20 protein-coding genes are annotated in these 25,896 nt (G+C 69.4%); 17 read left to right on the top strand and 3 right to left on the bottom strand.

All coding sequences use genetic code 11. From position 1 onward, the window contains the following. Positions 1–3 precede the first annotated feature (3 nt). The 7 genes from ACZ6NZ_RS11985 (at position 4) to ACZ6NZ_RS11955 (ending at position 6,799) form a co-directional block, all read left to right on the top strand. On the top strand, positions 4–984 hold the full coding sequence (locus tag ACZ6NZ_RS11985) for a carbohydrate ABC transporter permease (RefSeq protein WP_465858149.1): 981 nt from the start codon (positions 4–6) through the stop codon (positions 982–984). Then, positions 984–1,811: a carbohydrate ABC transporter permease gene (locus ACZ6NZ_RS11980; RefSeq protein WP_366611345.1), complete on the top strand. Its 828-nt coding sequence runs from the start codon at positions 984–986 to the stop codon at positions 1,809–1,811. Before ACZ6NZ_RS11985 ends, ACZ6NZ_RS11980 begins: the two co-directional genes overlap by 1 nt. 1 nt (position 1,812) lies before the next feature. Next, on the top strand, positions 1,813–3,036 hold the full coding sequence (locus tag ACZ6NZ_RS11975) for a mandelate racemase/muconate lactonizing enzyme family protein (protein ID WP_465858146.1): 1,224 nt from the start codon (positions 1,813–1,815) through the stop codon (positions 3,034–3,036). A 106-nt stretch (positions 3,037–3,142) separates the two neighbouring features. Further along, positions 3,143–4,168, top strand: coding sequence for a zinc-dependent alcohol dehydrogenase (locus tag ACZ6NZ_RS11970; RefSeq protein ID WP_465858144.1), 1,026 nt, complete (start codon positions 3,143–3,145; stop codon positions 4,166–4,168). Further along, on the top strand, positions 4,165–4,926 hold the full coding sequence (locus tag ACZ6NZ_RS11965) for an SDR family NAD(P)-dependent oxidoreductase (protein WP_465858142.1): 762 nt from the start codon (positions 4,165–4,167) through the stop codon (positions 4,924–4,926). The genes ACZ6NZ_RS11970 and ACZ6NZ_RS11965 overlap by 4 nt, the downstream gene beginning before the upstream one ends. Continuing rightward, the gene (locus ACZ6NZ_RS11960; RefSeq protein ID WP_465858140.1) at positions 4,923–5,801 is read left to right on the top strand and encodes an amidohydrolase family protein; all 879 of its coding nucleotides are present in this window, start codon (positions 4,923–4,925) and stop codon (positions 5,799–5,801) included. The genes ACZ6NZ_RS11965 and ACZ6NZ_RS11960 overlap by 4 nt, the downstream gene beginning before the upstream one ends. Continuing rightward, positions 5,798–6,799 (top strand): aldo/keto reductase, encoded by a 1,002-nt coding sequence (locus ACZ6NZ_RS11955; RefSeq protein ID WP_465858138.1) that lies wholly within the window; start codon positions 5,798–5,800, stop codon positions 6,797–6,799. Before ACZ6NZ_RS11960 ends, ACZ6NZ_RS11955 begins: the two co-directional genes overlap by 4 nt. 85 nt (positions 6,800–6,884) lie before the next feature. Here ACZ6NZ_RS11955 and ACZ6NZ_RS11950 read toward each other — a convergent pair whose 3' ends face one another. Further along, positions 6,885–10,433 carry a ThuA domain-containing protein gene (locus ACZ6NZ_RS11950; protein ID WP_465858136.1) on the bottom strand — a complete coding sequence of 1,183 codons (3,549 nt, stop codon included), beginning with the start codon at positions 10,431–10,433 and terminating at the stop codon, positions 6,885–6,887. Positions 10,434–10,955: 522 nt separating this feature from the next. Between ACZ6NZ_RS11950 and ACZ6NZ_RS11945 the strand changes: the two genes are divergently transcribed. The 6 genes from ACZ6NZ_RS11945 (at position 10,956) to ACZ6NZ_RS11920 (ending at position 19,009) form a co-directional block, all read left to right on the top strand. Beyond that, positions 10,956–12,467, top strand: coding sequence for a sugar ABC transporter ATP-binding protein (locus ACZ6NZ_RS11945; RefSeq protein ID WP_465858134.1), 1,512 nt, complete (start codon positions 10,956–10,958; stop codon positions 12,465–12,467). A 55-nt stretch (positions 12,468–12,522) separates the two neighbouring features. Next, positions 12,523–13,494 (top strand): ABC transporter permease, encoded by a 972-nt coding sequence (locus ACZ6NZ_RS11940; RefSeq protein WP_366611358.1) that lies wholly within the window; start codon positions 12,523–12,525, stop codon positions 13,492–13,494. A 2-nt stretch (positions 13,495–13,496) separates the two neighbouring features. Beyond that, complete coding sequence (locus tag ACZ6NZ_RS11935) at positions 13,497–14,480, top strand: ABC transporter permease (RefSeq protein WP_366611360.1); 984 nt, start codon at positions 13,497–13,499, stop codon at positions 14,478–14,480. Positions 14,481–14,493: 13 nt separating this feature from the next. Further along, on the top strand, positions 14,494–15,678 hold the full coding sequence (locus tag ACZ6NZ_RS11930; RefSeq protein ID WP_465858131.1) for a substrate-binding domain-containing protein: 1,185 nt from the start codon (positions 14,494–14,496) through the stop codon (positions 15,676–15,678). A gap of 6 nt (positions 15,679–15,684) precedes the next feature. Then, positions 15,685–16,536, top strand: coding sequence for a sugar phosphate isomerase/epimerase family protein (locus ACZ6NZ_RS11925; protein ID WP_465858129.1), 852 nt, complete (start codon positions 15,685–15,687; stop codon positions 16,534–16,536). 79 nt (positions 16,537–16,615) lie between these two features. Then, positions 16,616–19,009: an RICIN domain-containing protein gene (locus tag ACZ6NZ_RS11920; RefSeq protein ID WP_465858127.1), complete on the top strand. Its 2,394-nt coding sequence runs from the start codon at positions 16,616–16,618 to the stop codon at positions 19,007–19,009. A 64-nt stretch (positions 19,010–19,073) separates the two neighbouring features. Here the strand turns inward: ACZ6NZ_RS11920 and ACZ6NZ_RS11915 are convergent, their stop codons facing one another. Both ACZ6NZ_RS11915 and ACZ6NZ_RS11910 read right to left on the bottom strand, forming a co-directional pair. Beyond that, positions 19,074–20,084, bottom strand: coding sequence for a family 43 glycosylhydrolase (locus ACZ6NZ_RS11915; RefSeq protein WP_465858417.1), 1,011 nt, complete (start codon positions 20,082–20,084; stop codon positions 19,074–19,076). After that, a complete protein-coding gene (locus tag ACZ6NZ_RS11910; protein ID WP_465858125.1) occupies positions 20,081–21,106 on the bottom strand; it encodes a LacI family DNA-binding transcriptional regulator in 1,026 nt (341 codons plus the stop codon). The genes ACZ6NZ_RS11915 and ACZ6NZ_RS11910 overlap by 4 nt, the downstream gene beginning before the upstream one ends. A 373-nt stretch (positions 21,107–21,479) precedes the next feature. On the opposite strand from ACZ6NZ_RS11910, the gene ACZ6NZ_RS11905 reads away from it, so the two are divergent. The 4 genes from ACZ6NZ_RS11905 to ACZ6NZ_RS11890 are packed head-to-tail and all read left to right on the top strand — an operon-like array spanning position 21,480 to position 25,764. After that, on the top strand, positions 21,480–22,835 hold the full coding sequence (locus ACZ6NZ_RS11905; protein WP_465858123.1) for an ABC transporter substrate-binding protein: 1,356 nt from the start codon (positions 21,480–21,482) through the stop codon (positions 22,833–22,835). Continuing rightward, entirely contained in the window at positions 22,832–23,785 is a 954-nt protein-coding gene (locus ACZ6NZ_RS11900; protein ID WP_465858121.1) for a carbohydrate ABC transporter permease, read from the top strand. Before ACZ6NZ_RS11905 ends, ACZ6NZ_RS11900 begins: the two co-directional genes overlap by 4 nt. After that, positions 23,782–24,606, top strand: a complete 825-nt coding sequence (locus ACZ6NZ_RS11895; protein ID WP_366611371.1) for a carbohydrate ABC transporter permease — start codon at positions 23,782–23,784, stop codon at positions 24,604–24,606. Before ACZ6NZ_RS11900 ends, ACZ6NZ_RS11895 begins: the two co-directional genes overlap by 4 nt. A 3-nt stretch (positions 24,607–24,609) precedes the next feature. After that, positions 24,610–25,764, top strand: a complete 1,155-nt coding sequence (locus ACZ6NZ_RS11890; RefSeq protein ID WP_465858119.1) for a serine hydrolase domain-containing protein — start codon at positions 24,610–24,612, stop codon at positions 25,762–25,764. Positions 25,765–25,896 lie beyond the last annotated feature (132 nt).

The raw sequence follows: 25,896 nt of genomic DNA, 5'->3' as shown, positions 1-25,896 counted from the left end.
CTCGTGCCGATCGGAAACACGCAACCGTCGGTCCGCCTGGCTTCGGCCGGGCGGGCCGGCGGCCCGGCGGCCACCTCTCCCGCGCACCGCGGTGGCACCCGTCCCCGTCGCACCCGTGGCGGCCTGGGAGCCGAGCGCTACGCCCCCTACATCCTGATCGCCCCGGCCGTCCTGATCATCGTGGCGCTGCGGCTCTACCCGCTGATCCTCGGGGTCAACTTCTCCTTCACCGGCGACGGTGACCGGAACGGAGAAGCGGTCGGGTTCGGCAACTACCAGGAACTGTTCGCCGATCCGCTGTTCCGCACCGCGCTGGGCAACGTCGGCCTGCTGGTGTTGCTGCTGCCGGTGGCGGTGGCGATCCCCGGCCTCCTCGCCACGTTCATCTTCCTCCGCGTGCCGGGCCACCGCTTCTACCGCAGCGTCTACTTCTTTCCGGCGGTGCTCTCACCGGTCATCGTCGGGGCGATCTTCAACCTGCTGCTCGCCTTCGACGGCCCTCTCAACGCCGTCCTCGGGGCCATCGGCGTCGGTCCGGTGGACTGGCTCGGGAACCCGGACGTGGCGATGTTCATGGTGGTGGGCGTGCACATCTGGGCCACCTTCGGGATGGCGCTGGTGGTGTTCCTCGCCGGCTTCGCCACGCTGGACGCCGCGCTGCTGGACGCCGCCCGGGTGGACGGCGCGTCGCTGCGCCAGGTCGTCTGGCACGTGATCATCCCGAGCCTCGCCCGGACCATCCAGTTCGTCTTCGTGACCACGATGATCGGGATGCTGACCTCGATGTTCGGGCTGCTCTTCGTGATGACCAGCGGCGGCCCGGAGGGCTCGACGTACCTGCCGGAGTACTACATCTGGATTCAGCAGGGCCAGATGAATCGCCCGGCTCTCGCGTCCGCCGCGTCCACGATCCTCTTCGCGATCATGCTCGTGGTGGGAATGTTGCAGATCAAACTGCTCGAACGATCGGGAAAGGTGGACTGATGTCCCGCGTCCGACTGGGACGGTGGATGATCGCCATCCCGATGTCACTGCTCGCGGTGGCGACGATCTACCCCCTGATCTTCACCGCGAACGTCGCGTTGAAGACCCGCCGGGACTACATCCTGGACCGGTTCGGCCTGACCAGCACTCTGCAGTGGGAGAACATCAGCACGGCGTGGACCAGCGTCGGCATGGGCCGCTACTTCGTCAACTCGCTGGTCGTGGTGACGTCGTCGGTGTTGCTGCTGCTCCTGCTCGGGTCGATGGCCGGCTTCGCGCTGAGCCAGTTGCGGTTCCGTGGCTCGTCGGCGTTGTTCCTGGGCTGCCTCGCGGGACTCTTCATCCCGTTCCAGGTGATCATGGTGCCGCTCGCCCGGATCATGGCCGACACCGCGCTGATCGACACGTACCCGGGTCTGATCCTCGTCTACGTGGCCCAGTTCCTGCCCTTCACCGTCTTCCTGATGACGAGCTACTACAAGGGCATCCCACCGGAGATCGTCGACGCCGCCCGGATCGACGGCAACACGGTGTACGGCGTGTATCGCCGGATCATGCTGCCACTGGGCACTCCGGCGCTGCTGTCGGTCGGCATCCTCAATGCCCTGTTCTGCTGGAACGACGTCCTCATGGCGTTGGTGATGATGCCCTCGGCCGAGAACCGGACGCTGATGATCGGGGTGACCTCGTTGCGAGGGCAGTACTCCGACAACATCCCCACCTTCGCGTCCGGGGTGCTGATCGCCGCCATCCCCGTCCTACTGGTCTACCTGTTCCTCCAGCGCCAAATTGCCGACGGCGTCGCCGCCGGTTCCACGAAGGGTTGACATGCGGATCACGGGATATCGGACGCTCACCACGGTCCAGGAATGGGGGCGCCCCGTCGGCGACGCCAACGGCGTGTTCGCCGACGGGGTGGTCCCGGTCTCGATCGTCCTCGTCGACACCGACGAGGGCATCACCGGCGTCGGCCTCGGGCCGCACGTCGAGATCGAGCGGATCTTTCCAGCCATCGAGGGCGAAGACCCCCGTGCCGTGACGTCCCTGTACGACCGCATGTTGCGGCACACCTTCAAGGCCGGCCACGCCGGCCCGGTGTTCGGCACCATCGGCGCTCTGGACACCGCGCTGTGGGACATCAAGGCGCAGGCCGCCGGCGAGCCGCTGTGGCGACTGCTGGGCGGACGCGACCGGCGGGTCACCGCCTACGCCTCCGGCCTGGACATCGGTCTCACCGACGACGAACTCGTCGCCGAGTACGAGGTCTACGCGAGCCACGGCCTTCGGGCGGCGAAACTCAAGGGCGGCCTCGACATCGAGCGCGATCGACACCGCCTGAGCCTGGTCAGGGAGGTTCTGACCGAGGCCGGGCACGGCCGGCGGCCGGGCCTGATGCTCGACGTCAACGAGGCGTGGACCCGTAAGCAGGCCGTCCGACACGTCTGCGAGCTGGAACGCACCCTGGACCTCATCTGGATCGAGGAGCCGGTCCGGCGCTGGGACGCCGAGGGTCTCGCCGCGGTCAGTCGAGGCGTGTCCGCGTCGGTCGCCACCGGTGAGAACCTGACCGGGCTCGAACAGTACCGTCCCCTGATCGCCGCCGGCGCGGTCGACATCGTCCAGATGGCGGCCGTCTGGGGGGTCACCCACTTCCTGCGGGCGTCCGCCCTGGCGCATGCCCACGATCTGCCGGTCAGCCCGATCGGCAACAGCCCGGTCGGGTTGCTGCACGCCGCGACCTCGGTGCCGAACCACCTGACCAGCGAGTTGCAGGACCTGCACACACCCGTTGGTGTCTCCATCGACCTGCACGTCGAGGATGGTGCCTTCATCCTCGGCGACGCACCCGGGCTCGGGGTCCGGGTGGACGAGGAGCGGATCCGGGCGGTCAACCGCCGTCCGCAGGCGCCGACGGCCGACAGCCCCAACGTCCGGCCGGAGCGGGCCGGTCGACGGCTGCTGGCCGGAGTCGACGGGGTGATCCCCACCCGCCAGGTGCCCGTCGTGTCGCTGAACTCCCGCAACGAGGTGTCGCCGACCGTACGGCACTGAGCTGAGCACCAGACAAGGAAGGGCGTGGGTGCATCGCGACGGCGGTGCACCCACGACCATGCCCGATCGGCACGACCGACGTACCGACCGTCGAGACGGAGGAACGATGAAGGCAGTCGTCTACCGGGGAGCGCGACACCTCGGGATCGAGAACCGCGACCCGGAGCCACCCGGCCCCGGACAGGTACGGATCGAGGTGGCGTACACCGGCATCTGCGGTACGGATCTGCACATCTACCACGGGGACATGGACGCCCGGGTTGGCGACTCCGCGATCATCGGGCACGAGATGTCCGGACGGATCGCGGCCGTCGGCGAGGGCGTGACCGGCTGGACCATCGGTCAGGCCGTCACCGTGATGCCGACCCGGCCCTGCGGACGCTGCGCCGCCTGCCAGCGGGGCAACTCACACGTCTGCCACGCGATGAACTTCCTCGGCATCGACTCACCGGGTGCCATGCAGTCCTCCTGGACGGTGCCGGTGGACCTGGTCCTGCCGCTTCCGGAGGAGCTGCCCCTCGACCACGCGGCGCTCGTCGAGCCGGTGGCGGTCGCCGTGCACGACGTACGCCGGGGGAACGTGACCGCCGACGACCAGGTGGTCGTGGTCGGTGGTGGGCCGGTCGGCGTCCTCATCGCCACCGTCGCCCGGGGCCGTGGCGCGCGGGTGCTCCTCGTCGAGCCGGACCCGTTCCGGCGCGAGGTGGCGGAGGGGGTCGGGATCGAGGCCGTCGACCCGCGGGCGACCGACGTCGTGGCCCTGGTCAACGACCGCACCGATGGCGCGGGGGCCGACATCGCCTTCGAGGTGTCCGGCGCGCCGGCCGGCGTCACCACCGCTGTCGACGTTCTCACCACCCGTGGGCGGCTGGTCATGGTGGCGATCCATCCGCAGCCCCGCGAGGTCAACCTGCACCGGTTCTTCTGGCGTGAGCTGGAACTCCTGGGTGCCCGGCTGTATCAGCGCGACGACATGGTCGAGGCGATCCGGTTGGTCGCCTCGGGTGCCATCCCGGCACAGCGGCTGATCTCCCGGGTCGAGCCGGTCGAGGCGGCCGGCGCGGCCTTCGAGGCGTTGGAGGGCGGCGGCGTCATGAAGGTGCTGCTCGATGTGCGGGAGGACAACCAGTGACGGCGTTGTTCGACCTGTCCGGCCAGACCGCCGTCGTGACCGGGGCGCGGCGGGGTATCGGTCTTGCCATGGCCGAGGCGCTGGCCCTGGCCGGCGCCGACATCGTGGGGGTCTCCGCCCAGCTCGAAGCCGAGGGCAGCGAGGTGGAACGCCGGGTGCGCGCCACCGGCCGCCGGTTCACCGGACTGCGGGCGGACCTCGGCGACCGGGCGGCCGTGCACCGGTTGGCCCGCGACATCACCGCTCTCGGGCCGGTCGACATCCTGGTGAACAACGGCGGCACGATCGCCCGGACCCCGGCCGCGGAGCACCCGGACGAGATGTGGGACCAGGTGATCGAGGTCAACCTCAGCAGCCAGTTCATCCTCAGCCGGGAGCTCGGCCGGACGATGGTCGAGCGGGGCCGAGGGAAGATCATCTTCACCGCGTCACTGTTGAGTTTCCAGGGCGGCATCACCGTCCCCGGTTACGCCGCCTCGAAGTCGGGCGTGGCCGGCCTCACCAAGGCGCTGGCGAACGAGTGGGCGGCCCACGGGGTGAACGTCAACGCCATCGCGCCCGGCTACATCGCCACCGACAACACCCGGGCGCTACGCGACGACCCCGACCGCAACCAGGCGATCCTCGGCCGGATTCCGGCCGGGCGGTGGGGCCGGGCCGACGATCTCGGCGGTGCCACCGTGTTCCTGGCGTCGACGGCGTCGGACTATGTCAACGGCGTGGTGCTGCCCGTCGACGGCGGCTGGTTGGGCCGATGACGGGCGCGCAGCAACACCGGCAGACCGGCATCGTCGACGCACACCACCACCTCTGGGTCCGGGCACGGCACCCGCAGCCGTGGATCGACCCGGTGACCATGGCGGCCATCGACGCCGACTTCGAACCCGCCGATCTCGCGCCACCGGCCCGGGCCGCCGGGGTCACCGCGACAGTGGTGGTGCAGTCCATCGCCTCCGACACGGAGACGGTGGACCTGCTGTCCATCGCCGCCGAGGACACCCTCGTCCGTGGGGTCGTCGGCTGGGTGGACCTGACCGCCGACGACGTCACGCAGCGACTTGAGCGGCTGCGGGCCGGACGGGGCGGGGAGCGCCTCGTCGGCATCCGCCACCTCGTGCAGTCCGAGACCGACCCGGCGTACCTGGACCGTCCCGACGTCCGTCGGGGGATCGCGGCGGTGGGCGCCGCCGGTCTCGTCTTCGACCTGCTGGTACGCCAACACCAGCTCCCCATGGCCGTGCGTCTCACCCGCGACCTGCCCGAGGTGCGCTTCGTCCTCGACCACCTCGGCAAGCCCGCGCTCGGCAGCCCGGAGATGGCCGGGTGGAGCCGGGACCTGCGGTCGTTGGCGGCCTCGCCCAACACCACCGCGAAGCTCTCCGGGCTGGTGACCGAGGTGCCGCACCCGCACTGGACGCCGGCTGACCTTCGACCCGCCGTCGAGGACGCCCTCGACGCGTTCGGGCCGGACCGACTGATGTTCGGCTCGGACTGGCCGGTCTGCCTGTTGGCCAGCTCGTACCAGCGCTGGGTCGACACCCTCGCGGAGCTGCTGGACGGCCAGGACGACGCCGACCCGGCGTCGATCTGGGGTGGGACGGCGCGCCGCGTCTACCGGCTGGAGGCGTCATGATGGCCCGCGCGCTGCCGCGCCGCCCGGGGGTACGCCTCAGCGAGCTGGGCTTCGGCGCGGCCCAGGGGGGCAACCTGTACCGGACGACGACGGACGAGGAGTTCGCCTCGGCGGTCGACGCCGCGTGGGAGGCGGGCGTCCGGTACTTCGACACCGCACCGCACTACGGTCTCGGGCTGTCCGAACGCCGCCTCGGCGTCGCGTTGCGCCAACGGCCGCGCGACGAGTACGTGGTGTCGACGAAGGTCGGGCGACTCCTGGTGCCGTCGCAGCAGGACGCGCACCTGCGGGACTCCGACGGCTTCGACGTGCCCGCCACCCACCGGCGGGTGTGGGACTTCAGCCGCGACGGCGTGCTGCGCTCCATCGAGGCCAGCCTGGAGCGGACCGGGCTGGACCGGATCGACGTCGTCTACCTGCACGACCCGGACGACCACTGGGAGCAGGCCGCGCACGAGGCCGTGCCCGCCCTGGTCGATCTGCGCGATCAGGGCGTCGTGGGCGCGATCGGCGCCGGGATGAACCAGTCGGCGATGCTGGCCCGGTTCGTCCGGGAGACCGACGTGGACGTGATGATGTGCGCCGGGCGGTACACCCTGCTCGAACAGGGCGCCGCCGCCGACCTGCTGCCGGCCGCCGAGAGCCGGGGGGTGGGCGTCGTCATCGCGGGCGTCTACAACTCGGGCCTGCTGTCCCGCGACCGGCCGCCGGCCGATGCCGTCTACAACTACGAGCAGGCCCCGGCGGCGGTGATCGAGCGGGCGCGGCGGATCGCCACCGTCTGCGAGACGTACGGGGTGACACTGCCGCAGGCGGCACTCGCCTTCGTCCGCCAACACCCGGCCGTGGTGTCGACGGTGGTCGGTGTCCGCACCGAGGCGCAGGTGACCGAGACGGTACGACGTTGCGATGTCGCCGTACCCGAGGAGCTGTGGGGCGCCCTGGCGGCGGCGGGGCTGCTGGCCGGTACGCCCGGCGCTGCCGGGCAGCCGAACTGACAAAAGACGTCCCGGCCGGGACCGGCTCCGACTCTCGGATACCGGTCCCGACCGGGACGTCATCTGTTACCGCGACAGCCGCAGGTCAGAGCGCGGTGAAGCGCCACTGCTGGTTGGTCGCGTTGCTGCAGGTCCACTGCAACACCCGGGCGCCGTCGGCCGTGGAAGCGCCGTTGACGTCCATGCAGAGCCCGCTCAGCGAACTCTTCACCGTGTAGACGCCGGAGGTGCCCGTCGCGGTGGCGGTGAACTTCTGCTGGTTGCCGTTGTTGCAGGTGGCCTGCTGGAGGAAGGCACCCGCCGCGGTCGAGCTGCCAGTGACCTCGACGCACTTGCCGCTGTGGACCGCCTTCAGGTAGAGCGCGCCGTTACCGGCGTCGACCGCCTGCCACCTCTGGTTGTTGCCACCGGTGTTCGCCCACTGGGTGATCTGGGCGCCGTCGGCGGTGGAGACACCGCTGACGTCCAGCAGCTTGTTGCTGTGCTGCGCCGTGACCGTGTAGGTCTTGCCGGCCAGGCCGGTGCCGGTGCCGGTGCCGGGTGTCCCGACGCCGTTGCCGCCGAAGGTGTGCGAGTCCAGATCGAACGAGTTGTTGGCGTTCTTGAACACCATGTAGAGCGTGTGCGTACCGCCGAGGGCGGCGACGCTCACCGGTGTCGTGGACTGGTAGTTGTCCCAGCCACCCGTGCTGGGCACCGTGGTGGTGGCCAGCAGGGTGCCCGTCGGCGAGTCGGCCCGCAGCTCGATCGAGCCGCCGCCGGAGGGCGACGACAGCCGGTAGCTGACCGTCGAGATCCCCGACAGGTTCATCGGGCTGAACGCGATCCAGTCGTTCGAGGAGATGTCACCGATGCGCTTGGTGCTCTCCGCGGCAGCCTGGTCGACGACCCGGATGCCCGACTGGCTGCTGAAGTACTCGGACTGCTTGTGCTTCGGTTGCAGGATCGCCTGCGCGGTCCCGGTGAGCGGGGCTCCGCCGCTCGAGCCGCCGTTGTCGGTGTACCGGGCGTTCAGCACGTAGAACAGGTTGGCGCCATCGGGGTGCCCACCGAGCAGGTCGGTGGAGATGGTGCCCGAGCAGCCCGGGTACTCGGTGGTCTCGTGGGCGTGGTCGTCGTGACCCAGCGCCGGGTTGAGGAACACCTTCGAGCAGTCGACCGTTCCGCCGTCCGGATCGGTCACGGTGATCTGGTACGACACCTTGTCACCGAAGGTCAGCATGCCGCCGTTGCCCGGTGTGGTGATGGTGACCACCGGGGCGCTGTTGCCGACGGTGATCGGGACGTTGGCGAAGCCGGTCTTGCCGGTGCTGTCGGTGACCTTCAACTGGGCGGTGTAGTTGCCGTTGGAGGTGTACACCTTCGACGGGTTGGCCGCCGTCGAGGTGGTGCCGTCGCCGAACGTCCACAGGTAGCTCAGCGTGTTGCCGTCCGGGTCGGACGTGCCAGCGCTGCTGAACTGGACGGTGAGCGGGGCGCTGCCGCTGGTGGGCGTGCCGGTGGCCTTGGCGATCGGTGACCGGCCGCCCTGGTTGTAGTCGATCCGGTAGAGCCCGGAGTCGCTGTTGCCGCCGCCGAAGTTGGTGCCCCACTCCAACATGTAGAGCGAGCCGTCCTTGCCGAACTCCATGTCCATCGGCTTGTTGAACCGCACGTTGGGCAGGAACGGGTTGGTGCGGGTCACCGCCGAGGAGGAGTCGAAGTGCACCTCCTTGACGTAGTTGCGCGCCCACTCGTAGAAGAAGTGCACGCCGTCGTAGTAGGGCGGGAACTTCGTCTCGGAGGGGTTCGCCGCGTCGTACCGGTAGATCGGCCCACCCATCGGAGCGGAGCCGCCGGAGCCGAGCTCGGGGAAGGTCGTCGAGGCGGGGTAGCCATACCAGATGTTGGGCATGACGACCGGCTTCAGGCTGGTCAGACCGGTGTTGTTCGGCGAGTTGTTGACCGGCGCGGAGCAGTTGAACTTCGATCCGACGACGCCGGTGTCCGGGTTGAACGGGGCATACGGCTGGTTGTTGCCGTGGCAGAACGGCCAGCCGTAGTTGCCGGGCGTCTTGATCACGTTGAGCTCGACCAGGCCCTCCGGGCCACGGTTGGTGGTGGGCGGGTTCCGGTCCGGGCCGTAGTCGGCCAGGTAGACCCAGCCGTTGGCCGGGTCGATGGAGAAGCGGAACGGGTTGCGGAAGCCCATCGCGTAGACCTCGGGCTTGGTCTGCGCGGTGCCCTGGGGGTAGAGGTTGCCCGACGGGATGGTGTAGCCACCGTTGGTCGAGGGCCGGATGCGCAGCAGCTTGCCGCGCAGGTCGTTGGTGTTGCCGGCGCTGCGGGCGGCATCCAGGTTGGACTTGCCCGACCGCCAGTCCAGTGGGGCGTAGCCCTGCCAGTTCGGGTCCAGGTTCGGCGGCGTGTCGTCGCCGGTGCCGATGAAGAGGTTGCCGTCGGGACCGAACTTGATGTAGCCGCCGGTGTGGCCGGGCTCGGCGAACGTCCGGTCCCGGTACGCCGGGATGTCGATGATCGTCACGCCGCTGGAGGTGTTCAGCGTGTCACCGCTGACCGTGTAGCGGGAGACCCGGTTGACGTCGGTGCTGCTGTTGGCCGGCGAGTGGTACAGGTAGATGTAGCCGTTGGTGGCGAAGTTGGGGTCCAGCGCCATGCCGGTCAGGCCGTCCTCGCCGCCGGTGTAGACGCTGAGCGTGCCGGCGGTGACGGTGCTGTTGGTGGAGGGCTTGAAGATCTTCACCTGGCCGCCGCGCTGGACGTAGAAGACCCGGCCGTCCGGTGCCACACCCAGCGCCATCGGGTCGACGGTGTTGTCGTCGAGGGTGCGCTTCTCGAAGTTGCCCCAGACGGTGCCGCCGCAGTCACCGGCGGCGTTACCGGCCGCCCACTTGATGCCACCGAGCACGTGATTCTGGAAGTTCGCCTCGCTGTAGGAGCCGATCGCGTGGCCCATCGCGGTGGCCCACACCCGCCCGCCACTGGTGTTACGGCACCAGGAGATCGGATGATCCGGGCCCATCGCCCGGGATCCCGGGTTGTACGTGCGCTCGTCGGCGGTCACCAGCACGTGCACGTTGCCGCGCGGGTTGGCGTCGAAGTTGTACCACTCTTCGCTGCGGGTCCACCGATCCGGCAGGCTGGCCGTCGACGGGTGCTTCTTGTCGGCGACGATGGCAGTGCCCTGGAGCACGCCGGGGGAGTGCTCGGGCATGTGGGCGCCAGCGTTGATGGTCTGGTCCCACCACGGGTACTCGCCCTCGATGCCCATGTCGGTGGCATTGTGGATGGCGACGATGCCCTTGCCGCTGGCGAGGTAGCCCTCCACCGCCTGGCGCTGCGCCGTCGAGGTCCAGACCATGCCGGAGGTCTGGAGCATGACGATGACGTCGAAGGTCGCCAGGTTGCTGGCGGTGAAGACGCTGGAGTCCTCGGTGGCCACCACCTCGAAGTTGTTCGCCGCCGCCTGCTGCTGGATCATGCTGATCCCGGCGGGGATCGAGTCGTGGCGGTAGCCGGTGGTCTTGCTGAACACCAGGGCGCGGAAGGCCGGGGCCGCCGACGCGGGTGGGGCGAGGCCGAGCGCCAGTAACAGGCCGGCGATCACCGAGATGAGCATTGTGTTACGACGCATGCCGTCTCCTAGGTTGGGCGGGCGTAGGGATTGCGACCACGGGCCCTACGACGCGCCAGGTTGACCCTGGACACGTGAGGGGACGCGGGCGCGCTTGGCTGTCCTCATGCCGTTCGCCGCAACGGCAGTCAGACCTGCGAGACGTCACACAGCGTGATGGTGACTGTGGTTCTCGCCCCGGGGTCCACGAGGTCAGGATGAGCTAGAGATCGATGACTGTCAATCCACAAAGTAACGTCCGACGTCCTGCCCGGTGGACGACGTCCGTGCCCGACTCCCTCGCTGCGGTGCCGCTCGTCGATCCTGGCCCGACCTGGTAGTCAGTCTTGATCGAGGATTGCGGACCCGCATCCAAACATCTATCTTCATACGTGTGATGTTTCGTCGGTGTCAAGGGAATGTTTGCACCGCAAGAACGTAAGTCGTGGTTGATGCCACGAAAGCTTGTTGTTCAGTGCCTCAAAGCCGCCGTAGTGTGGCATCTAAATACGTCTATAACTACTGTCTGTGAGGGCTTTCGGGATGTCAGACCCGCCGCCGACGCCGCTTCTCACCCTCCGGGGCATCGGTAAGTCCTTCCTCGGGGTCCGCGTTCTCGACGGCGTCGACCTCGATGTCGCGCCGGGCGAGGTGCACGCCGTGGTCGGTGAGAACGGTGCCGGGAAGTCGACCCTCATGAAGATCGTCTCGGGTGGGCACGCCCCGGACGGGGGCACTGTCGAGTTCGCCGGCGCGACGCGGACGTTCCGTGGCCCGCGCGACGCGCAGCGGGCCGGCATCGGCATCATCCACCAGGAATTCAACCTGCTGCCGGAACGGACCGTCGCGGAGAACGTCTACCTGGGGCACGAGCCGGTCCGACGCGGGCTCGTCGACCGTCGGGGGATGATCGACCACACCACGCGGCTGCTGGCCTCGATCGGTGAGACCACGTTGCCGGCCGACGCCCGGGTGGGGCAGCTGGGCGTCGCGCAGCAGCAGGTCGTCGAGATCGCCAAGGCGCTCGCCCTGGACGCGCGGCTGCTCATCATGGACGAGCCGACCGCCGCGCTGGCCGACCACGAGGTCGAGCTGCTCTACGGGCTGGTACGCCGACTGCAGGAGCGGGGCATCGGGCTGCTGTACGTCTCGCACCGGCTCGCCGAGGTCTTCGACCTGTCCGGGCGGATCACAGTGCTCAAGGACGGCCGACGTGTAACCACGGTGGACACCGCCGACACCACGCCGGACCAGTTGGTGCGGCACATGGTCGGCCGGGAACTGTCCAGTTACTACCCGGACCGGGCCGTCCCCGAGGACCGGGGCCCGGTGCGGCTCACCGTTCGCGACGCCGGCAACCGCAAACTGCGCGACGTCAACCTCCAGTTGCGCGCCGGCGAGGTGCTCGGCATCGGGGGCCTGCAGGGCTCCGGGCGCTCGGCGCTGGCCCGCGCGATCTTCGGGGTGTCGCCGTTCACGACCGGCGACGTCACACTCGACGACCGGCCGGTCCGACTGCGCTCACCCCGCACCGCCATGCGGGCCGGCATCGCCTACGTCACCGAGGACCGCAAGGGCGAGGGGATCGTCCCTCGGCAGTCGGTGCTGGACAACGCGCTGCTGGCCAGCCGGGCCGTCTTCGCCGCCCGGTCCGGCCGGGCGGCCAGGACCGCCCGGGTACGCGAGTTGCTGGCCGCCGTGGAGATCCGCGGCGCCGGCGACGACCAGGAGATCCGCTTCCTGTCCGGGGGCAATCAGCAGAAGGTCGTACTGGCTCGGTGGCTCGCGCTCAGCCCGCGGATCTTGCTCTTCGACGAGCCGACCCGGGGCATCGACGTCGGCGCGAAGTCAGCCATCCATGATCTCGTCCGCCGCCTCGCCCGGGATGGCGCGGCCGTGCTGATGATCACGTCCGATCTACCGGAGCTGCTGGGAATGAGTGACCGGATCGTCGTCATGCGGGACGGCCACGTCGCGGGTGAGCTGCCCGCCGGCGCGACCGAGGAGGAGGTCGTCGCGCTGGCGGTCGGCACGGTGCGGGAGGCGGCCCAGTGAGCGCGAGGAGTGAGCCGGTTTTGCGAGCCCCGCAGTCGCGAACCGAGGTGACCCAGTGAGCGCCCTGTCGCTGCTGCCGGCCCGACGGTCCGTACCGGGCGTGTTCGTGGCCCTGACCCTGACCCTGACGATCGGCTGGCTCGTCGTCCTGCTCGACGGTGGTCAGCTCTTCAACCAGTCCACGACCGTGAGTCTGCTGCATGTCGCGGCCGGCCTCGGGCTGGTCGCGGTGGGGCAGACTCTCGTCATCCTGGGAGGCTCGCTCGACCTCTCGGTGGCGTACGTGATCAGTCTCAGCACCCTCGTCGCGGCCGAGACGATGAACGGCAGCGACGGCGCGGTGCTGCCGGCGATCGGCCTGGTGCTCGTGGTCAGCGCCGGTGTCGGGTTGCTCAACGGGCTCCTCGTCACCAGGTTCCGGGTCAACGCGTTCATCGCGACGCTGGGCGTCGGGCTACTGCTCAAGGGCTACCTCGACAACGGCTACGACGGCCCCGCCGGCACCACCGCGCCCTCGCTCGTGCAGGCGCTCGGCTACCAGCGGGTCGGGCCGGTTCCGGTGTCGTTCCTGCTGCTGATAGCGGTCACCGCGGCGGCCTGGTTCGCCCTGTCGCGGACCCGCTTCGGCCACCACCTGGTCGCCGTCGGTGGGGACCCGGAGGTGGCGCGGCTCTCCGGCGTCCGCAACAACCGGGTCCTCGTCACCGCCCACGTCCTGTGTTCGATGTGCGCGGGGCTCGCCGGCATCTACCTCGCCAGTCGGCTCGGCTCGGGCGCACCCCGGGTCGGCACCGAGGGCCTCTACGACCTGGAGTCGATCGCCGCTGTGGTCATCGGCGGAACCGCCCTCGCCGGTGGGCGCGGCGGCGTCATCGGCACGGTCGGCGGGGTGCTGCTGCTGGCCAGCATCGACGCCATCTTCAATCAGCTCGAGGTCGACGCCTTCTTCAAGCAGGTGATCCGGGGCGTCATCATCATCGCCGCGGTCGCCGTCTACGCCCGCCGGGCCATGCGAAAGGCGGCCTAGCCATGCAGACCGTCCAGCCTCGTTCCCTGCCGCTGCGTCTGCCGCGCGTGCGTCCCGGTGGAGTCCTGCCGATCCTCGTTATCCTCGCGGTGCTGCTGGTGCTCGTCGGCATTCGTCAGCCCGACTTCCTGGCCCCGCCGTCGTTGATGTCCTTCCTCGGCCGTTCGGCCCCGATCATCCTGCTCGCCGCCGGCCAGTACTTCGTGATCGTGTCCGGCGAGTTCGATCTGTCGGTTGGTTCCCTGGTCACCGCCCAGGTGGTGGTGGCCGCCCGGCTGATCGACAGCGACCCGGCGCGTACCTGGCCGGTGGTGCTGCTCCTGCTGGCCTTCGGCGCACTGGTCGGGCTGGTCAACGGCCTGATCACGACACGGCTGCGGGTGCCGTCGTTCATCACCACCCTCGGCATGTTCCTGATCCTCGTCGGTGCGGTCTACCTGTGGTCCGACGGTGCCCCGAAGGGTGGGCTCTCCGAGGAGTTCCGTCGGTTCGGCCGGCGCGCCTTCGAGGACGTGCCGGTGCTGGGCCGCGTTCCGTACGCGCTGGTGGTACTGGTGGTCCTGGCGGTGGCGGCCGTGCTGCTGATGCGCTCGGACTTCGGCCGGACGCTGGTCGCCGTCGGCGACAACCCGCGCACCGCCGAGCTCAGCGGCGTACGCGTCTGGCGTACCCGGACCTTCGCCTTCATCCTCAGCGGGCTCGCGGCGGCGGTGGCGGCCATCCTCCTGGGCGGCTACAGCGGCGTGTCGTTCCAGGCCGGCGCGGGCCTGGAGTTCGGTGCGATCACCGCCGTCGTCCTCGGTGGGGTGGCGCTCGGCGGAGGTCGCGGCGCTGTCGTCGGGGCGATGCTCGGCGCGCTGACCCTCGAACTGCTGTTCGCCCTCATGAACTTCTACGGCGTCTCCGGCGCCCTCAGATCGACCGTCCAGGGCGCGATCATCCTGCTCGCCGTGGCGGTCTCGGCAACGCGTTCTTCGTCGAGATGAAGGGAAAACCATAGTGCGACGTTCCATGGCGGCCATTGCCGCTGTCACCCTGCTGTCCCTTACCGCCTGTGCCACCGACGAGCCGGCCGCGAGCCCGTCGGGAAGCGCGTCCGCCGCCACCGGGTCCGGCACCGGGGACCAGTCGAAGTTCTTCGTGCAGGCCGACTACGACGCCGAGTTGGCGCTGCTCGACGCGGCACCGACCGGCCCGGCCGACAAGCCGTGGGAACAGGTGCTCAACCCGACGATGGTCGACACCGCCAAGTTCAAGAAGAGCGGCCCACACAAGATCTGCTTCTCGAACGCGGCGCTGAACAACCCCTGGCGGCAGGTCGGGTTCAAGACCATGCAGGCCGAGGTCGAGGCGCAGAAGAGCCGCATCAAGGAGTTCGTGCACGTCGACGCCGAGGGCAAGGACCAGAAGCAGATCGCGGACATCAACGATCTGCTCGGCAAGGGCTGCGACGCGCTCATCGTCTCGCCGAACACCACCGCCACGCTCACCCCGGCCGTCGAGGCGGCCTGCAAGGCCGGGCTGCCGGTCGTCGTCTTCGACCGCGGTGTCAACACGAAGTGCCCGGTGACGTTCATCAACCCCATCGGCGGTTACGGGTTCGGCCACGTCGGGGCCGAGTTCGTCAGCCAGAAGATGAAGTCCGGCGGCAAGGTCCTCGCCCTGCGGATCCTGCCCGGCGTCGACGTCCTGGAGACCCGCTGGTCGGCGGCGAAGGTGGCGTTCGACAAGGCGAAGGTCGACGTCGTGGGCGTCGAGTTCACCGATGGTGACCCGGCCAAGACCAAGAAGATCGTCGACGACTACATCCAGCGGTACGGCACGATCGACGGGGTCTGGATGGACGCCGGAGCGACGGCCGTCGCGGCAGTCGAGGCGTTCCAGGACGCGGGCAAGCCCGTTCCGCCGATGAACGGCGAGGACCAGCTCGACTTCCTGAAGATCTGGAAGGACAAGAACCTCACCGCGATCGCGCCGACCTACCCGACCTACCAGTGGCGGACGCCGATCCTGGCGGTGTTGCAGATCCTGGACGGCAAGCAGGTGTCCAGCCCGTGGAAGCTGCCGCAGCCGACCGTCACCCAGGACAACCTGGACCAGTACCTCGACGCGAACATGCCGCCCCTGCACTACGCGATGTGCGGCTGCACCGACCTGCCCGGTTACCCGCAGCGCTGGAAGTAGGAACCGATGTACGCCATCGGCGTCAACCCCTGGGTCTGGACCTCGCCGGTCGACGACAAGGCCCTGACCGAGCTGATCCCGCGGATCGCCGCGTTCGGCTTCGACGCGGTCGAGTTGCCGATCGAGCAGCCCGGTGACTGGGACCCGATCCGGACCCGGGATCTGTTGGCGGAGCACGGCCTCGTCGCCGCCGGCGTCTGCGCGGTCACCCCGCCCGGGCGGGACCTGGTAGACGCCGCGCCGGCGGTCGTCGAGTCGACGGTGGCGTACCTCAAGGGCTGCGTGGCGAGCGCGGCGGCCGTCGGCGCTGGATGCGTCGGCGGCCCCGCGTACGCCTCGGTCGGCCGCACCTGGCGGATGTCCCCAGCGGCTCGCGCGGCCTGCTATGCGGAATTCCGGCAGGCCCTGGCACCGGTGGCCGAGCAGGCCGGCGAGTTGGGCGTGAGCATCGGTGTCGAGGCGTTGAACCGCTACGAGACGAGTGTCGTCAACACGATCGAGCAGACGATCGAATTGATCGACGGGCTACCGCCGAACGTCGGCATCATGATCGATACCTACCACATGAACATCGAGGAGGCCGACCCCTACGCGGCCCTCGCCGTCGCCGGCCCGCACATCAAGCACGTCCAGGTCAGCGGCACCAACCGGGGCGCTCCGGGTGCCGACCACTTCGACTGGCCCCGCTTCTTCACGGTCCTGCGGGACACCGGTTACCAGGGCTCGATCTGCATCGAGTCGTTCACCGCGGAGAACGAAACCATCGCCACCGCCGCGGCGATCTGGCGTCCGTTGGCCCCCTCGCAGGACCGTCTCGCCACGGACGGCCTGCGCTATCTCCGGGAGATCCTCGGATAACTGCCCGACCCGTCACCCCCGCGCTGGTCGAGGCCGCTCCGCCACCCCCACCCCGTTCTCATGTCAGGAGCATCGTCCCGTGTCCTCGTCCCTTTCGTCGCTGCGCCGGCTGCTGGCCGGCGCCGCCGCGACAGCGGTGACCGCGCTGGTCGCGGTAACCGCCTCGGCGTCCCCGGCCTCCGCGGCCACCACCACCCTCTACGCGTCGCCCTCCGGCACCGGCACCGCGTGTTCCGCCAGCCAACCGTGTTCGCTGACCGCCGCCCAGACGGCGGTACGGGCGATCAACAGCGCGATGTCCGGTGACATCGTCGTGGAGTTGGCCAACGGCGCGTACCGGCTCTCGTCGCCGCTGCGGTTCACCGCGGCCGACTCGGGCACCAACGGCTATCAGGTGATCTGGCGGGCGGCCTCCGGCGCGCGTCCCACGATCACCGGCGCCCGGGCGGTCACCGGCTGGTCGCTCGTCGACTCCGGAAAGAACATCTGGCGGGCCAACGTCGGCGCCGGGCTCGACTCCCGTCAGCTCTACGTCAACGGGGCGGTCGCCACCCGGGCCCGCACCGCCGTGAACCGCTCCGACTTCACCTTCACCACGTCCGGCATGCGGTTCACCAACAGCGCGCTCAACTACCTCAACAACCTCGGCAACCAGAACCGCGTCGAGGTGGAGAGCGTCGGCTCGTTCACCGACAGGTACTCGCCGGTGCAGAGCATCAGCGGAAACTTCCTGACGATGCAGCAGCCCGCGTGGAACAACAACACCTTCGGGTTCGACACCCTCTCCAGCCCGCACCGCGCCGGCCCCTTCTACCTGACCAACGCGTACGAGTTCCTGGACTCGGCGGGGGAGTGGTATCTCAACCCGAGCAACGGTCAGCTCAACTACATCCCGCTCGCCGGGCAGAACATGAGCTCGGTGAGCGTGGAGCTGCCGCAGTTGCAGTCCCTGGTCAACCTGGGCGGCACCCTCGCCGCGCCGGCGCACCACATCTCGTTCAGCGGCATCACCTTCACCGGCACCAGTTGGCTCGGCCCGAGCAGCAGCAACGGCTTCGCCGACCAGCAGACCGGCGCCCACATCACCGGCACCTGGTCCCGGCCCTCCGACGCGCTGACCTCCTGCCAGGCCGGCTGCCCCCAGTTCGAGGCCACCCGGCCGAACTGGAACCAGATGCCCGCCGCCGTGCAGGTATCCGCGGCCAACACCATCACCTTCAGCGACTCCCAGTTCGTCAACCTCGGGCAGACCGCGATCGGCATCGGCAACGACGCCAACGCCCACGCCAGCGGCGTCGGCCTGGGCGCCAGCAACATCACCGTCACCCGCTCCGAGATCGCCCGCAACTCCGCCGGTGGCGTCGTGGTCGGTGGCGTACGCGCCGACGCCCACCACCCCAGTGACCAGCGGATGATCAACCGCAACATCACCATCAGCAACAACCGGGTGCACGACCTCGGCCTCGAGTACCGGGGTGTGGTCTCGATCCTGACCACCTACGTGAACACGGCGACGGTCTCGTACAACGAGGTCTACAACATGCCGTACACCGGTCTGTCGGTCGGCTACGGCTGGGGCGCCAACGACGCCGGTGGCAGCCAGCACTACGCCAACCGGGGCCTCTACAACTACCAGCCGCGCTACACCACGGCGACCACCGCGGCCAACAACCAGGTCATCGGCAACTACGTGCACGACGTGATGCAGCAGATGACCGACGGCGGCTGCATCTACACGCTGTCGGCGAACCCGGGCGCGACCATCAACCAGAACTACTGCCTGCGGACCAACGGCTGGTTCGGGCTCTACTTCGACGAGGGCTCCCGCTACTACACCGCCCGCAACAACGTGTTCTCCTCCACCGGTACCTGGGCCACCGCCAACTACTGGTACGCGGAGAACATGGGCAACTTCACGGTCACCAACAACTGGTCGACGAACAACTCCACGAACGTGACGAACGGCGACCGCGGCAACGTGGTCAACGGCAACGTCACGGTCAGCAACGGCAGTTGGCCGTCGGGCGCGCAGACCGTGATCAACGCGGCGGGAGTGCAGAGCGGCGGCGGCACCAACCCAACGAACGTGCAGATCGTGGGCGGTCAGTCGGGCCGGTGCGCCGAGATCGGCAACTCCAGCACCACGAACGGCACGCAGGCCCAGATCTGGGACTGCATCAGCGCGGCCACCAACCAGCGGTGGACCCACACCGCCAGCCGGCAGCTCATGGTCTACGGGACCAAGTGCCTGGACGCCTCCGGCCAGGGCACCAGCAACGGCACCGCGGTGGTGATCTGGGACTGCAACGGTCAGGCCAACCAGCAGTGGAACGTCAACGCCAACGGCACGATCACGGGCGCGCAGTCTGGTCTCTGCCTGGACGCCAACGGCGCCGGGACGGCGAACGGCACCAAGCTGATCCTCTGGTCCTGCTCCGGCGGCACCAACCAGCAGTGGCAGCTGCGCAGCTGATCCGGTAGCACGACACCGACAGGTCCGGGCCGGGGCGAGATGCCCCGGCCCGGACGCGTCCGGGCTACCGCTTGACTGTCAACCCGGCCGCGGCGTCGTAGCGGACCGGGATGGGGTCGGTGAGTTCTCCGACGAATGTTCCGTCGACGTGGTCGAGGAAGCCGATGAGGGACCAGTCGTCGGCGGGTCCGGGGACCAGCCGTGGCGCGTACAGGTGCGGGTGGGTGAACGGCTGGGCGGACGCGATGTCCCACGGCCCGAGGGTGGTCTCGCCGGTTGCCACCCAGATCCGGTGGTCGTCGCGCCGGGCGCTGCCGGTGGCGTCGGTGGAGAAGAGCAGCAGCGGCTGCCCGTCGAGCACCGCGACCTGGGGCACCTCCAGGTGACCGAAGCCGGCCGGTGTCGACAGCGGCGGCGCGACGGTCCAGGTGACGAGGTCGGTGGAGGTGGCGTGGCCGACGACGCCACGGGTGTTCGCCGGACCGGTGTTGGCGCGGGCGGTGATGAGCATGTGCCAACCCTCGCCGTCGGGATCGGGGAAGACCCAGGGGTCGCGCCACGCCTGCTCGTACCACAGCTCCTTGTCCAGCAGCTCGTACCAGGTGGGGTCGGCCTGGACGATCGGCTCTGTGCCGTGCCGGTGCCAGGTCATGAGGTCGTCGGAGACGGCCAGTCCGATGCGTTGGACGAGCCCGTCCTCGGCGCGACCGACGCCGGTGTAGAACAGGTACCACCGCCCGTCCGGCCCACGGACCGTGCAGCCCGTCCAGGTCGCCAGGTCGTCCCAACCGGGCGCGTCGGCGGGGACCACGGCGTCGGCGACCAGGCGCCACGAGCACAGGTCCGTCGAGACGGCGTGGCCGATGGTGGCCCGGCGGTGGCGGCGGTGCGGGTCGTGCAGGGCGCGGGACGCGCGCAGGAAGAACACGTGCCAGAGGCCGTTGTCGTCCCGCGTGTACCAGCTGTCCCACACCCAGTGGTCGGGTAGACGAAGCATGGTCGGAAACCTAGCACTAAACCGTTTTAGCGTCGGCCGAGCCCGATTCGACGGTGCGGATCGGAGGCCGTTGCTCAGCCGGCCGGCGGGGCGAGGGACCGGCGTCGACGCAGGGGCATCGGCACGAGCGAGGGCTCGACGGCGCCCCCGTCCAGGAGCAGTTCGACCGCTCGACGTCCCATCTGTTCGTGCGGCAGCGCCGTGGTGGCCAGGCTCGGACGCAACCAGGCGGCGATCGGGTCGTCGTCGAACGAGATGACCGAGATGTCCTCCGGAACGGTCAGCCCCGCCTCGCCGAGTGCCTGGTACGCGCCGAAGGCCAGCCGGTCGTTCATGCAGATGATCGCGCTGGGTCGCTCCGGCTTGCTGAGCAGGCTCCGCGTGGCCGCGTACCCGTGCTCGGGCAACCACTCGGTGCAGAAACACTCGGCCAGGAGGCCGACCTTCGCCTCGTCCAGTGTCTGCCGGATGCCGTGCAGGCGGGCGCGGGCGGCGAGTGAGACCTCCGGATCGTCCTCCTTGAGCCGGTTGCGGCCGATGAGCGCGATCGCGTCGCGGTGGCCGAGCTCCAGCAGGGCGGTGGCGACGGAGCGCCCGGCCCCCTCGTCGTCGGGGACCACGCTGGGCAGGCCGTCGGGGCTGGTGGCGTTGAGCAGCACCACCGGGCCGCCGAGGATGGCGGCGGGCACCGTCAGCCGTCGGGTCGCCATCGCCGCGTAGATCACCCCGTCGACCTGCCGGTCCAGGACAGCCTCGATGGCGTACTGCTCGAAGGTGGCGTCGCCCTGCGTCTCGGTGATGAGCAGGACGTGGTCCCGTTCGCGGGCCGCGTCGAGGGCGCCGCGGATGAGGTCGCCGGCGAACCGGGTGGTCGCCACGATGTCGGAGACGAACGCGATGGTGGCCGTCTTGCGGGTACGCAGGCTGCGCGCGGCCAGGTTGGGTCGGTAGCCGAGTTCCTCGGCGGCGGCGAACACCCGCTGGTGCGCCTCGGCCGAGAGTCGGGTGCCCTCCCTGCCGTTGAGCACCATCGACGCGGCGGTCTTGGACAACCCGGCTTTCCGCGCGACGTCGGCGAGTGTTGCTCTGTTGCGGCCCATCAGTCCTCCGAATCAGGCACGGCGCCACGGGCACCGCTCCTGCCCATCATGATGCGTCGCCGTCCGGGATCGAGCGCCGGTCACGTCGGGTGTGGTGTGAACCCAACGTTTCCGCACCGTTGCCAAGTTGTCCTTGACAGCTCCCCGTGCCGCGCGCATGCTCTGCTAAATCAGTTTAGCGACCACTTCCGGTGCATCCAGAGGCGCCTGCGGTGGCCGCGCCGGTTCCTTTTGTGCTGACGGTACGGGTGCCGCGCCCGCGCGAGAGGCCACGACCGACGTGTCGTGGCCTCCGCCGGTTCGCGGTGGTCCCGGTGGAGCCGTCGCGCGGCCATGGGTCGCGGGACGCGTGGAGATGTCAAGGAGTCATGACATGGCAGAATTGCTGACAAAGTTTCCGCGACGGAGGACTGTGCTCCTCGCGTCGCTGCTGGCCGTCGGGATGACCGCGACGGCCTGCAGCGCGCCGGGGGAGGACCGGTCGTCGAGCCAGAAGTCCGACGCCGCCGTCAAGACCGAGCTGGGCACCGACCCGATCACCCTGGAGATGTACGCGGAGACCGGCTTCCCGCTGGCCAAGGCGTTGGCCGACGAGTTCTCCAAGCAGCACTCGAACGTCACGTTCAACATCCGCGAGGACCAGTTCACGGTGATCGTGGAGAACGCGCCGCGGGTCATGGCGTCGGACAACTCGCCCGACATCATCCGGCTTCCGACCATGGTCGACCTGGTCAAGGACGACCTGCTCAAGAACCTCGACCCGTACTTCACCGCGTACGGCTGGGACAAGTTCCCCGCCTCGCAGCTCATGCAGCTGCGCGTCGGCGAGAACACCCGGGGCGCCGGCTCGCTGTACGGGATGGGACTCGGCTACAGCGTCACCGGCGTCTTCTACAACAAGAAGCTGGCCACCCAGATCGGCATGACCCAGCCGCCGGCCACCGTCGCCGAGTTCGAGGAACTGCTGGCCAAGGCGAAGACCGGCGGAGTCCAGCCGATCATGCAGTTCAACAAGAACACTGCGGGCATCAACTTCCCGCACCAGGCGCTGCAGAACCAGTTCGGCGACCCGACCCAGGTCGCCGACTGGATTTTCCAGAAGCCGGGGGCGACCTTCGACACCCCGGCTGCCCTGAAGGCCACCCAGGCCATCCAGAAGTGGGCCCAGGCCGGCTACTTCCCCAAGGACGCCAACGCCCTGGACTACGCGGGCATGGTGGGGGAGTTCCAGAAGGGCAACGGCCTGTTCATGTTCAACGGCGACTGGGAGTCGGCCAACCTCGACAAGTCGATGCCCGGCAACGTGGGCTTCTTCCTCTTCCCCACCGAGTCCGCCGGTGGAAAGCACGTGGCGATGTCCGCCCCCAACACCTTCGGTGTCTCCGCCAAGGCCAAGAACCCGGACGCCGCCGCGTACTTCCTGAACTGGGTGCACACCAACGCCAAGGCCCGCGAGATCTCGGTGACCGTCGGCGGCTCCAGCCCCGGCGGCCCGAGCGACCTGCCGGTGCCGAGCGCCGCGGAGAACACCGTGCTGGCCGAGACCCTGAAGGCGTCCCAGCAGCTCGGTGCCGAGAACGGCGCTGTCGACTTCACCGCGAACGCGACCGGCGGCATCTTCGCCGCCGCGATCACGCCGGAGATGCAGAAGCTGATCGCCGGCCAGCAGACGCCCGAGGGGTACGTGAAGGCGGTCCAGGCCGAGTACCAGAAGGAACTGTCCCGATGACGTCTGCCCTCGGCAGCGCACCAACCGGGCGCGACGATCGTCGCACCCGCCCCACCCCCACGCGGGCCCACCGATTCCGGTGGGCCCGCGCGGCCGGGACCGGCTGGTTGTACGTCCTGCCCGCCCTGGTGATGTACGCGGTGTTCGTCCTGCGCCCGCTCGTCCTGACGCTCCAGTACTCGCTCTACGACTGGAACGGCATCGGGGTGGCCCGCTGGGTGGGCCTGGACAACTACCTCACCGTGTTCACCGACAGCGACCTGCTGAAAATCATCGGCAACGCGATCGTCCTGATCGTCTTCTTCAGCTTCATCCCCGTCGCGCTGGGGCTGTTGGTGGCGAGCATGGTCCGCCGGATCACCACCGGAGTCTTCGGTACCGTCGTGCGGACCATCCTGTTCCTGCCGCAGGTCATCCCCCTGGTGGCGGCGGGTATCGCGTGGAGCTGGCTGCTCTCGTCGAACGGTCTGGTCAACCAGGCGCTGCGCGCGGTCGGGCTGGGTGGCGTCGCCCGCGCCTGGCTCGGCGACTTCGACACGGCGCTGCCGGCCGTCGGCGTCATCGGGGCCTGGGTCCTGCTCGGCCTCTGCACGATCCTGCTGGTCACCGGCATGAGCAAGATCGACCCGGCGCTGTACGAGGCCGCCCGCCTCGACGGCGCCGGTCCGGTCCGCGAGTTCCTCGCCGTGACCCTGCCCAGCCTGCGCCAGGAGATCGGCGTCTGCCTCACCGTGACGATCATCGCGGCGCTCGCGAGCTTCGACATCGTCTACATCTCCACCAGCGGCGGCCCCGGCCTCCAGACCACGGTGCCGGGCCTGGAGATCTACCGGCTGGCCTTCTCGCAGCGGCAGGTGGGGCTCGCCTCGGCGCTCGCCGTCGTACTCATGCTGCTCGTACTGGCGTGCGTGCTGCCGATCCAGCGCCTGAGCCGAGGGGACAAGCAGTGAACCTGAGTCGACGCGAACAGGTGACCGGCCGGGTCTTCCTGATCGCCCTGATCGTCGTCACCCTGCTGCCGTTCGTGAGCATGCTCTCGGCGGCGCTGCAGCCCCGGGGCACCGTGCCCAACGGGCTCGAGTGGCCGTCCGACCCGCAGTGGGGCAACTTCGCCGACGCCTTCACCGCCGCGAACATGGGCGCCCTGCTCCGCTCCAGCCTGCTCATCGTGGCCGGCGTCGTACCGGTGTCGGTGCTCATCGCGACCCTGGCCGGCTTCGGTCTCGGTCAGCTGCGCGTCCCGGGTGGCCGGCTCGTCTTCGGTCTCTTCCTGCTGGGTCTGACCCTGCCGTTCGAGGCCGTGGTCACGCCGCTCTACTACCAGATGCAGGACCTCGGCCTGCTCAACACCCGCTGGGCCATCATCCTGCCGCTGATCGGGCTCTACATGCCGTTCGCGGTGTTCTGGATGCGGGCACACTTCACCAATGTGCCGGTCGAGTTGTCCGAGGCGGCCCGGGTGGACGGCAGCAGCACGTGGCAGTTGTTCTGGCGGGTCCAGGTGCCGCTCGCCCGGCCGGCGATCGCCTCGCTGACCATCCTGATGTTCCTCTGGACGTGGAACCAGTTCCTGCTGGCCATCGTCCTCGTGGACGACGCGACGAAACGCACCATGGCAGGGGCGCTCGGAGCGTTCCAGGGCCAGTGGGGCACCGACCTGGTGCTGCTGTGCGCCGGGTCGCTGCTGATTCTCACCCCGACCCTCATCGTGTTCCTGATCTTCCAGCGACAGTTCATCAAGGCCCTGATCCAAGGGTCAGTGAAGGGGTAGGCAGTGGTCACACAGCCACAGATCCACGGCGACGTCGACGATCGCTTCGGGCGCGTCGCCGACGTCTTCCGCGACAACTTCACCTCCCGGGGCGAGGTCGGCGCCGCGGTAACCGTCTACGTGCGCGGACGCAAGGTCGTCGACCTGTACGGCGGGGTCGCCGACACCCGTACCGGCCGGCCCTGGGACGCGCGCACGCCGGTCGTCGTCTTCTCCTGCACCAAGGGGATCCTGGCGATCTGCGCCTACCTGCTGGCCCAGCAGGGCCGGCTCGACCTCGACGCTCCCGTGACGCGTTACTGGCCGGAGTTCGGACAGCACGGCAAGGCGGACATCCCGGTGCGCTGGCTGCTGACGCACCAGGCAGGTCTGCCCGCGGTGGACCGACCGCTGACCCTCGACGAGGTGCTGGCGTGGGATCCGGTGATCAAGGCGATCGAGGCGCAGGCCCCGCTGTGGGAGCCGGGCACGGCGCACGGGTACCACTCGATGACCTACGGCTGGCTGATCGGAGAGGTGATCCACCGCATCACCGGCCAACTACCCGGCGCGTTCTTCGCCGACACCGTCGCGGGTCCGCTGGGCCTGCGTACCTGGCTGGGGCTTCCGGCCGCGGAGAGCGACAGCGTCGCCTGGGGCCTGGCACCGCCCCCGGACCCTGACCCGTTCGTGGACCCGGTCGCCGAACGGGGCATCACCATGGGGGGCGCCTTCGCCTTCCCCGCCGACGCCGACGGCCTGGTCAGCTTCAACGACGACGCCATCCGGGCCGCCGGTGTTCCCGGCGCGGGCGCGGTGAGCACCGCCGAGGGCCTCGCGCGCCTCTACGCCGCCTGTGTGTCGGAACGGGAGGGTGGGCCGCTGCTCACGGCGGCGTCGGTGGACGACGCGGTAGTGGTTCGCTCGCGTGGTCAGCAGCGGCACGGCCCGCCGGACACCGGGCAGCGCTGGGGCACCGGCTTCCTGCTGCACTCGCCACCGGCCCGACCCCTGCTGGGTGAGCGCAGTTTCGGCCACGACGGCGCGGGCGGCAACCTCGCCTTCGCCGACGCCGAGCATCAGGTGGGCTTCGGCTACGTGGTCAACCAGATGCGCGGGATGGGCGACGAGCGCGCCAATCTGCTCACCGTCGCCCTCCGAACCTGCCTCCAGGCCTGACCCTCCGGGTCCCCCCCGCCGGGAGGGTCGCCTCGGTCGATCATGGAGTTGCTGCCCCGACCCGTCGTGGACGGTGGCAGCAACTCCATGATCACCGAGGACGGGGCGGGTGCGGGCAGTTGGTCCACTGTG

This window comes from Micromonospora sp. NPDC047756 (assembly GCF_055587245.1).
Note: the sequence above shows the minus strand (reverse complement) of the source record. Positions and strands in the feature narration are given on the sequence as shown.

Bases quoted from the DNA above. Each gene is read 5' to 3' on its own strand.
- ACZ6NZ_RS11975 (WP_465858146.1), top strand. From the start codon at position 1,813: ATGCGGATCACGGGATATCGGACGCTCACCACGGTCCAGGAATGGGGG.
- ACZ6NZ_RS11955 (WP_465858138.1), top strand. From the start codon at position 5,798: ATGATGGCCCGCGCGCTGCCGCGCCGCCCGGGGGTACGCCTCAGCGAG.
- ACZ6NZ_RS11935 (WP_366611360.1), top strand. From the start codon at position 13,497: ATGCAGACCGTCCAGCCTCGTTCCCTGCCGCTGCGTCTGCCGCGCGTG.
- ACZ6NZ_RS11960 (WP_465858140.1), top strand. From the start codon at position 4,923: ATGACGGGCGCGCAGCAACACCGGCAGACCGGCATCGTCGACGCACAC.
- ACZ6NZ_RS11950 (WP_465858136.1), bottom strand. From the start codon at position 10,433: ATGCGTCGTAACACAATGCTCATCTCGGTGATCGCCGGCCTGTTACTG.
- ACZ6NZ_RS11970 (WP_465858144.1), top strand. From the start codon at position 3,143: ATGAAGGCAGTCGTCTACCGGGGAGCGCGACACCTCGGGATCGAGAAC.
- ACZ6NZ_RS11905 (WP_465858123.1), top strand. From the start codon at position 21,480: ATGGCAGAATTGCTGACAAAGTTTCCGCGACGGAGGACTGTGCTCCTC.
- ACZ6NZ_RS11980 (WP_366611345.1), top strand. From the start codon at position 984: ATGTCCCGCGTCCGACTGGGACGGTGGATGATCGCCATCCCGATGTCA.
- ACZ6NZ_RS11945 (WP_465858134.1), top strand. From the start codon at position 10,956: ATGTCAGACCCGCCGCCGACGCCGCTTCTCACCCTCCGGGGCATCGGT.
- ACZ6NZ_RS11925 (WP_465858129.1), top strand. From the start codon at position 15,685: ATGTACGCCATCGGCGTCAACCCCTGGGTCTGGACCTCGCCGGTCGAC.
- ACZ6NZ_RS11900 (WP_465858121.1), top strand. From the start codon at position 22,832: ATGACGTCTGCCCTCGGCAGCGCACCAACCGGGCGCGACGATCGTCGC.
- ACZ6NZ_RS11910 (WP_465858125.1), bottom strand. From the start codon at position 21,106: ATGGGCCGCAACAGAGCAACACTCGCCGACGTCGCGCGGAAAGCCGGG.